We start from the raw sequence: 8,763 nt of genomic DNA on the forward strand, positions 1-8,763 counted from the left end.
TACTTCCAATTTAGAAAAAATGAACCTGCATTAATTTCAAAAACATTACGTCCAATTTTCGGAAATAAAGTTGATGGCCCCTTAGGAACAATTATTGATGTTGTTTCTGTCTTTGCCACAATTGGCGGGGTAGCAGTATCACTAGGTTTAGGCGCTATGCAAATCGCAGGTGGTCTAAACTACCTATTTGATATTCCGAATAATATTGTGACGCAAGGTATTATTATACTGATTGTTACAATATTATTTTTAATAAGTGCATGGTCAGGTTTAAGTCGGGGAATCCAATATTTAAGCAATGCAAATATTAGCATAGCAGGATTCATATTGCTATTTGTTCTTATTGTAGGACCAACTGTTCTTATTTTAAATATGTTAACAAGTTCTACAGGAGTTTATTTAAACACGTTATTATTTAACATGTTTGATACGGCACCATTAGATCCACAAAAAAATGAATGGATGAAATCATGGACGTTCTTCCAATTAGCTTGGTGGATCAGTTGGAGTCCATTTGTTGGTATATTTATTGCACGCGTATCTAAAGGACGCTCAATTAGAGAGTTCGTCTCTGGAGTTTTATTAGCACCAGTACTTGTAAGTTTAGTTTGGTTTGCAGCATTTGGTGTCTTAGGTATCGAGACTGCGAAAAAAACACCAAAAATATTTGATATGCCTCCAGAAACTGCATTATTTGGTGTGTTTAATGAGGTGCCATTAGGCTTTGTGTTATCCATTGTAACGTTGCTATTAATAGCAACATTCTTTATTACGTCAGCCGATTCAGCGACATTCGTATTAGGAATGCAAACAACATTTGGTTCATTAAACCCATCCGTAATAGTTAAAGTCATCTGGGGAATTGCACAAGCATTGATTGCATTTATTTTACTATTCTCAGGTGGAGATAATGGATTAAATGCGCTACAAAATATGGCAATCATGACTGCCTTACCATTCTCTATCATCGTGCTTTGTATGATGGTTAGTTTCTATAAAGATGCCAACCAAGAACGTAAGTTTTTAGGTTTAACATTATCACCTAACAAGCACAGACTCAAAGAATATACGAGAATTGCAGAAAATAGAAGCGACAACAAATCAGAATAATTATTAAATATAAGAAATAGTTGGAACATAAACTGCAATTTCAAAATAAAGGACTAATTCGTTTTTTAAACGGATTAGTCCTTTTTAAATGTAATTTATTACGATTTTGATCGTGCATGCTTGCCTGGGGATATGGCTCGAGCCTGTAGTCTCTCGTCCATATCATTACCCCGGGCGTCCACACGATGCAAAATCTCTATAATTGATGTATTTTAATACAATAGAGAAAAGCTTCGTATTATTTAACTTATAGAACTAATAGAAAATCATATTTTTAATTAAACAAAAGATATAATTTAATATGAATACACATGATGAATGCGTTCATTTTAAATAAAAAATTATGATTTTAATCGTGCATGCTTGTTCGGATTAAGTTGTAGCACTGTTCGCGAATGTCAATTCTACAAGTAACAGTACAACACAAAAATTGCTACAATGGAACGTAATTCCTCAATGAGTAACTAAGTTCTATAGTAAAAAAACAAACGTCAATGCCTATCATTGTAATAGAAATTGACGTTTTTGTTTTAATCAGAGATATTAATCTTCCTATTTATCTTTTGATGTGAATGAAAAACATAAAAAGATTTGAGTATGCTGTCACTTTCATAAAAATTGATGAACTTATCAAAAGTGATAGAAAGTCATAATGTTTTCTTTCCTGTATGACACCCACGCTTAGAGCCACAAGAACTACATTTACCTGCTTTAGCTTTCTTGAAAAAGTTGAATAATGTAAAAACAACATAACTAATAATAGCTAGAAAGATAACAACATTGATAATAATCGTCATTAAATCACATCCTTAATAAAATAATAGTCCAATTTGATAAAAGACAAACGAAAGTAAATATGCAGTGATTAATGGATATGCTACAGCCAGTACAGTCCATTTAAGTGAATATGTTTCTTTGCGAATGGTTGCTACTGTAGATAAACATGGTATATATAGCAAGATGAAAATCATAAACGAATATGCTGATAATGGTGTGAAATAGACTTTGTATAATGTTTACAAGACCAGCTTCGTCTGATGCATAGATAATTGCCATCGAGCTAACGATCACTTCTTTTGCTAAAAATCCAGGTATTAATGTAGCACCCGCTTGCCATGAACCAAATCCTAATGGTGCAACTAATACAGCAAAGAAACTTCCAATTGAATGTAAAAAGCTATCATTAACGTCTACATTGAAACCGCCAGGACCGGTATAATTCAATAACCAAATAATTACCGAACCAGCAAAGATAAATGTTCCTGCTTTTTTAACAAAACCTTTAGCTTTTTCCCATGTACTTCTTCATAGTGTTTTGACTGATGGTAATCGATAAGTAGGTAATTCAACGATAAATACAGAATCATCATTTTTTAATACTGTTTTCGTTAATAGTACACTTGTTAATAAAGCGACAACGATACCAAGTACATATAAGCTTAGGACGATGAGTGCCTGATGAGATTCAAAAAACACACCTACAAACAATGCGTAAACGGGTAATCTCGCAGAACAAGACATAAATGGTGCAATCAAAATCGTTGTAAGTCTTTCCTTCTCACTTTCAATACTACGTGCTGCCATGATACTTGGCACGTTACATCCAAATCCTATAATCGTTGGTATAAAAGATTTACCACTAAGACCAAAGTATTCCATAATTCGATCCATTAATATGGCAATACGAGACATATAACCAGAGTCTTCTAACAGAGAAATAAAGAAGAAAAGGACCAGTATTTGTGGCACAAATACAAGTACTGCACCTACACCAGCAATAATACCGTCATTGATTAAATCTTGTAAAAATGGAACGAGACCTAATTTATCCATCAAGTTTGATACCGTATCTGTAAAGGTTCCACCTAAAAATTCATCTAATGCATCGGATATAGGTGTACCGATCCAAGTGAAGGTAACGTGGAAAATCAACCACATAATGATTAAAAAGATTGGAATGCCTAAATATTTATTTGTTAAAATGCGATCTATCCGATGCGTGAAATATTGTCGTTCTTCATCCGGATATTCAACCGTATCTTTTAAAATATTGTCTATATATGTATTGCGTATTGCTTGTATCTCATCCCTTATAGAATTATCTAATTCTTCTGATAAATTTTGACGCAATAATGTTATTTCTTTCAAAACAGCGTCATCTAAAAAGTCATGAATTTTTGGATTTTCTAATAAAAATTGTATTGAGATAAAACGTGCTAATTGTTTATCAATAGAGGTGCTAGATGTTAAATGTGCTTCAATTTGTGATATTGTAGCTTCAATATGCTTACCATAATTTAATTTTAATGGTCTGTTTTTTGATAAGCCATTGTCTTTCAAAGAATCTAATAATTGATGTGTGCCTTTACCATTTCTTGCTATGATAGGTAGTAGTGGCAATTTTAATTTTTTCATAAGTGCTTGCTGGTTGATACGAATACCACGTTTTGTAGCAACATCAACCATATTTAATCCAATGATTAAAGGTGCACCTAATTCCATGAGTTGAACTGTAAGCTGCAAATTACGTTTGAGTTGGCTGGCATCTATAATATTGATCATGCCAGAAAATTGACTATTCAATAAATAATCAGTAACAACCATTTCGTCTTTTGATATAGGTGACAATTCATAAATACCTGGTAAATCAACTAGGTCTCCAATATGCTGTTTGAGGCGACCTACTTTTTTCTCTACAGTTACACCACTCCAGTTTCCTACATATTCGTATGTGCCAGTCAATGCATTAAATAAAGATGTTTTACCGACGTTAGGGTTCCCTAAAATACAATAACTATTAGTCATTGGCTTCCTCTAATTCAATCTGACATGCATCACAACCACGAATACTTAAACATTGACCATTCACTTCTAATATACAAGGGCCCTTGAACAAGCACTTTTGTTTAATTTTTAACTTCGTACCATTCACTAAACCAAGTGCATTTAACCGATGACGCATGTGTTGATTTTTAATGTTCATTTCTTTAATTTTGTAATTCTTTTTTAAGTCTCCACTTTTTATGCTTAACATAAAACTCACTCTTTCTTATAATGAGATAATAATAATCATTATCAATTATACTATTATGTCAAATATAATAGAAGTAAATTTTAATATAATTCTGTGAATGTTTTGTTAAGCATTATTGCCTGTAACATATATTACTTTGTTTTTTTGATTTTAAAAAATAAAAAGGCAAATCATTGAGCAAAGAAATTGCTATCATGAAGAAGTAATATTACACTTGAGTTAAATAATAATTTACTAAATATGAGATGACACGCCCTTAGTCCAAAAGATGGTTTGATGATTGACTGTTGTTCAAAATTTTTGAGTTTCGGATATAAATCATTAGTCGTTATATAAAAATATGTGTTTTTAAAATTGAATTACATATTGAGATAGGAGGGATTCAAATGGTTATCCGTGATAATAAACGCATAAAAGTAAAACGTTTAAATGAAACGCGCTCAAGTGGGATTTCTGTCATGATTGAAGAAGGTGGTTTGGGAGCTGACCAATATTATCAAATTGAAAAGCAAAATGCGAAAACATCTGAGGAACACTTACATCAATTTGAACATGAAGTAAGTGAAAAAAATAATGCTGAACTGATTGAACTCCTAATTATCAATGCACAGGAAAGTACGAATAAAGACTATAATGAAGCATTAAAGACAATTCAGCAAGAAGTGTTAAACCGAATGAGATCATAAATAATTTATTTGTAACCAAAGATAATAAAGATTAAACGTTAACCATTAAGACTATTGATAAAGCTATTTAACAGCTGTATCGGTAGTCTTTTTTGTATTTAAATACAGATAAGACTTAGTGTGCGCTAAATTAAGGTATAAAACATTAGAATTAACAAAAAATTAAACTAATATAGTTATAAATTAAATAACCAAAAATTTATTAAAAATTCTTTTTTAAAAGGATATGTACATTACAATTAAAAATCACTATACTGTAATACGTGTTTGTACATTATTAACAAGGAGAAAATTGATGAATCTTTTAAAACAAATTTTCAAAAAGGAAGATATTGCTAAATTTCAAAATAAAGATGCTCATTTAGAGCGCACATTAAGAATAAGAGACTTTTTAGCTTTAGGTGTAGGTACAATTGTTTCTACTGCTATTTTTACATTGCCAGGTGTTGTAGCTGCTGATCACACAGGTCCATCAGTTAGTTTGTCCTTTTTAGTAGCAGCTATTGTAGCAGCTTTGGTAGCATTTGTTTACGCAGAAATGGCATCTGTTATGCCTTTTGCTGGATCAGCATATACATGGATTAGTATATTGTTTGGAGAATTTTTTGGATGGATTGTAGGTTGGGCTTTAATTGCTGAATATTTAATTGCGGTGGCTTTTGTAGCATCAGGATTTTCAGCTAATTTGAGAGGTTTATTAGAACCTTTTCATATATCATTACCTAATTCATTATCTAACTCTCTCGGTACAGACGGAGGTATCATTGATTTAGTAGCAGCTATCGTAGTGATTATAACGGCGATATTGCTATACAGAGGAACGTCAGAAGCGGCACGTGTTCAAAATGCACTTGTGATACTTAAAGTATTGGCTATTCTCTTGTTTATAATCGTAGGCTTATCAGTCATTGATATTGGTCATTACATACCTTTTATTCCAGAGTATCGTGAAACTGCAGCAGGCGCATTTGGTGGCTGGCAGGGTATATATGCAGGTAGCTCTGTCATTTTTGTTGCTTATATAGGGTTTGATTCTATTGCTTCAAACTCTGGTGAAGCGATTAATCCGCAAAAAACAATGCCACGAGGAATCTTAGGTTCTTTACTAATTGCAGTTACATTGTTTATCGTCGTTTCACTTGTATTAGTAGGGATGTTTGATTATGCGCAATATAAAAATAATGCTGAGCCAGTAGGTTGGGCTTTACGTATGAGTGGACATAGTACTGTTGCGGTCATAGTGCAGGCAGTCTCAGTAATTGGTATGTTTACTGCTTTAATTGGTATGATGATGGCGGGTTCTCGCTTACTTTATTCGTTTGGTAGGGATGGTATCTTACCGTCTTGGTTAGGAAAATTAGATAATAAAAATTTACCAAATCGTGCATTAATTATACTATCGATTGTTGCAATTATTATTGGCTCTGTTTTTCCATTTGGCTTTTTAGCACAATTAATTTCAGCTGGTGCGCTTGTAGCGTTTATGTTTGTTACAGTAGGTATTTTTTCATTGCGTAAAAGAGAAGGTCATGACCTACCAGAACCAGCATTTAAATTGCCATTTTACCCAGTGATGCCAGTGATTATTTTTATTTGTGTATTTATTGTGTTCTGGGGATTAAGTGGTCAGGCTAAAATCTATACATTAATTTGGTTCTGTATCGGCATCATTTATTATGTACTGTATATTTTAAAAAATCTTAAAAACATCAAAAATTAATATGTTAAAGATGAGATTTTTAAGTTGTTGAGTAAATAAATTATAAATCTTTAATAATGCAAAATTTAAAATAAAACTATACTGATTTTCATAAATAAATAATACTTAATGAATGAGTCAGAAATAGGTATAGTTTCAACCATAGTAAGCGAATTGTTACTTATTTTATCATTTGTTTAAAAATAATAAAACGCTCTTTAAAATTTTCACTTTTTAGTGTCTATTTTAGAGAGCGTTTTTAAATGTGTGTAAAGTATTATAGCTATTATTAATTGATAGTAGGATAAAAAATATAATGCTAACCATCATAACAGCTTATAAGTTTATATATCATGTTTTGTAAATTGAGTTAGCTATTTTAAATATCAGTATAGTCTTTGATTTTAAAATCAGATAATAAATCATCATAATCAAGTACGTATTGTGAATGGATAGTTTGATCATCTTTATCTTGCTTTTCTACTTCAATTGTAATTGTGTCACCTTTTTTACTATATTTAACGACTTTTGGATCTGAATAATCTGCTTCGTCACCAGATTCCACTACTTTTTTCATATGGTCAGCCGTGTCAGTGCCATGTTTTATATAGCTAGAAATATAACTATATTCTTCTTCTTCATATGCCTCATTCAAATCTTCAGTATAGTCTTCTATGAAAGTTTGAACATTTTCTTTAATATCTTTATTTTCTTGATTCGCTTTTATTTTTTCATTGTCAAAAGACAAATCAATAGGTACTGGTTCATTCTCTTTCTTAGGTTTAGGTGCTTTAACTACGTTAGATTTGAATTTTTTGTCATCAACATGTGCTTGTGCATATACTTCTAATTTTTCATCTGGCTTGTATGGACCATATAAATAACTATCATAATCATCTTGAGCGGACAGTTTTTTATTATTAATGTATAAATCTATTTGAGTATCGCTGTCTAGTTCGCTATCATCAATGTTAATATCGAGATATTTTTCATTAAATTGTTCTTGAACTTCATTTTCATCAGACATGGTGATAATTAATTGCCCATCGAATTTTTCATTGTTTACTACTTTTTGAGCTTTTAATTTATAATTTCCTAATGGTAATGTTGCAAAGGTTTTAGATTCATCTTCAGATAATTTAATTTTATGTTTTTTGCCATTATATTTATATGTAACTTTACTATCAGATTCAGGAGTGATTGAAACTTTTTGCTTAGAAACTTCGAAGTCATAATTATTAAAAATACCATATTTTTTACCATTTTTATGTATATGAATAACTTCCGTATCGTTGATATCTACTGAAGCAGTGTCCGATTTATCTTTTGTCATCTGTTTGGTTTTATTTTCAATATCATCTGCGATTCTTTCTGGGTTATCAGCATCAACAACATATTTATAAAAAGCTTTTGCTTCATCTTTATTCAAACTTCTATCATTGAATACTAAATGATTTGATAAGTTTTTAGTATCACCCTTCTTTAAATCTTCAGAAATTGTTTTAGCTTCACTCTCTGGCGATAAGCTTGCAGCAACGATTTTATATAAAATAATTAAAAGAATGATGATAGTTAAAATAATACCTATTACTAAATACTTTTTTTTATTTCGCTTTGATGTATTATTTTGATTTTGAAGTGGGTGGCCACACTGTGTACAAACTTTTTGATTATTCTTTACATGGGCCCCGCAATTTTTACAATACTTCATTACTTTTCCTCCCAATATGGATTGAATTTATTCTTTCAACAATGTCTCTCTTTTTAAACAAAATTGAACATTTCTTTGAACAACTGATATTACTAAATACAAATATCTAAAATAATCGCCTCGAAATTTAAATAAATAGCCCGATATTAACTGTTTAATTATATAAATTGAATTGTAAAATATTTATAAATATGTAATTAATATAAAATTGATTTTTGTTGGTATTTCATATATAAATAAGTTATTTATTGTTTATAATATACAAATTAAATTGTTTATTCTATGTTACGTTGTTTTTTTAATGATAAAGCTAAAATGAGGACGATAATCAGTAGAATACCAATAAGTTGGTAACTATGAAATGTTAAATTAAGCCAAAGCGCGCTTGCTAATATGGCCATAACAGGTTCGATTGTGCCGAAAAGTGTGGTTTCTTTTGCTGATAAGTAATTTAAACTTTCAATAAAGAAAAAGAAGGATATAGTATGAAAAATGTAATTCAAAAATTAAATTTAAATTGTTC

6 protein-coding genes and 2 pseudogenes are annotated in these 8,763 nt (G+C 30.8%); 3 read left to right on the plus strand and 5 right to left on the minus strand.

The window, feature by feature from the left end; genetic code table 11:
• The coding region (locus CD032_RS03205) for a BCCT family transporter (protein ID WP_103211164.1) at window positions 1-1,110 on the plus strand (1,110 nt) is incomplete at its 5' end.
• Window positions 1,111-1,757: 647 nt separating this feature from the next.
• Here CD032_RS03205 and CD032_RS03210 read toward each other — a convergent pair.
• The 3 genes and pseudogenes from CD032_RS03210 to CD032_RS03220 form a co-directional block, all read right to left on the minus strand.
• Complete coding sequence (locus CD032_RS03210) at window positions 1,758-1,907, minus strand: FeoB-associated Cys-rich membrane protein (RefSeq protein ID WP_071562293.1); 150 nt, start codon at window positions 1,905-1,907, stop codon at window positions 1,758-1,760.
• Window positions 1,908-1,919: 12 nt separating this feature from the next.
• Window positions 1,920-3,915 (minus strand): annotated as a pseudogene (gene feoB / locus CD032_RS03215) (ferrous iron transport protein B).
• Window positions 3,908-4,144, minus strand: coding sequence for a FeoA family protein (locus tag CD032_RS03220; RefSeq protein ID WP_040030384.1), 237 nt, complete (start codon window positions 4,142-4,144; stop codon window positions 3,908-3,910). The pseudogene feoB and the gene CD032_RS03220 overlap by 8 nt, the downstream one beginning before the upstream one ends.
• Window positions 4,145-4,530: 386 nt before the next feature.
• On the opposite strand from CD032_RS03220, the gene CD032_RS03225 reads away from it, so the two are divergent.
• Window positions 4,531-4,830: a hypothetical protein gene (locus tag CD032_RS03225; protein WP_019469777.1), complete on the plus strand. Its 300-nt coding sequence runs from the start codon at window positions 4,531-4,533 to the stop codon at window positions 4,828-4,830.
• 295 nt (window positions 4,831-5,125) lie between these two features.
• Window positions 5,126-6,550: an APC family permease gene (locus tag CD032_RS03230; RefSeq protein ID WP_019469778.1), complete on the plus strand. Its 1,425-nt coding sequence runs from the start codon at window positions 5,126-5,128 to the stop codon at window positions 6,548-6,550.
• 358 nt (window positions 6,551-6,908) lie between these two features.
• On the opposite strand, the gene CD032_RS03235 is transcribed toward CD032_RS03230, so the two are convergent.
• Entirely contained in the window at window positions 6,909-8,240 is a 1,332-nt protein-coding gene (locus tag CD032_RS03235; protein WP_052437217.1) for a TcaA second domain-containing protein, read from the minus strand.
• Window positions 8,241-8,515: 275 nt separating this feature from the next.
• Window positions 8,516-8,722: pseudogene (locus tag CD032_RS03240) on the minus strand (EamA family transporter); the annotation flags it as partial.
• Window positions 8,723-8,763: the final 41 nt, after the last annotated feature.

This window comes from Staphylococcus cohnii subsp. cohnii (assembly GCF_002902365.1).
In the GTDB taxonomy this organism is placed as follows: domain Bacteria; phylum Bacillota; class Bacilli; order Staphylococcales; family Staphylococcaceae; genus Staphylococcus; species Staphylococcus cohnii.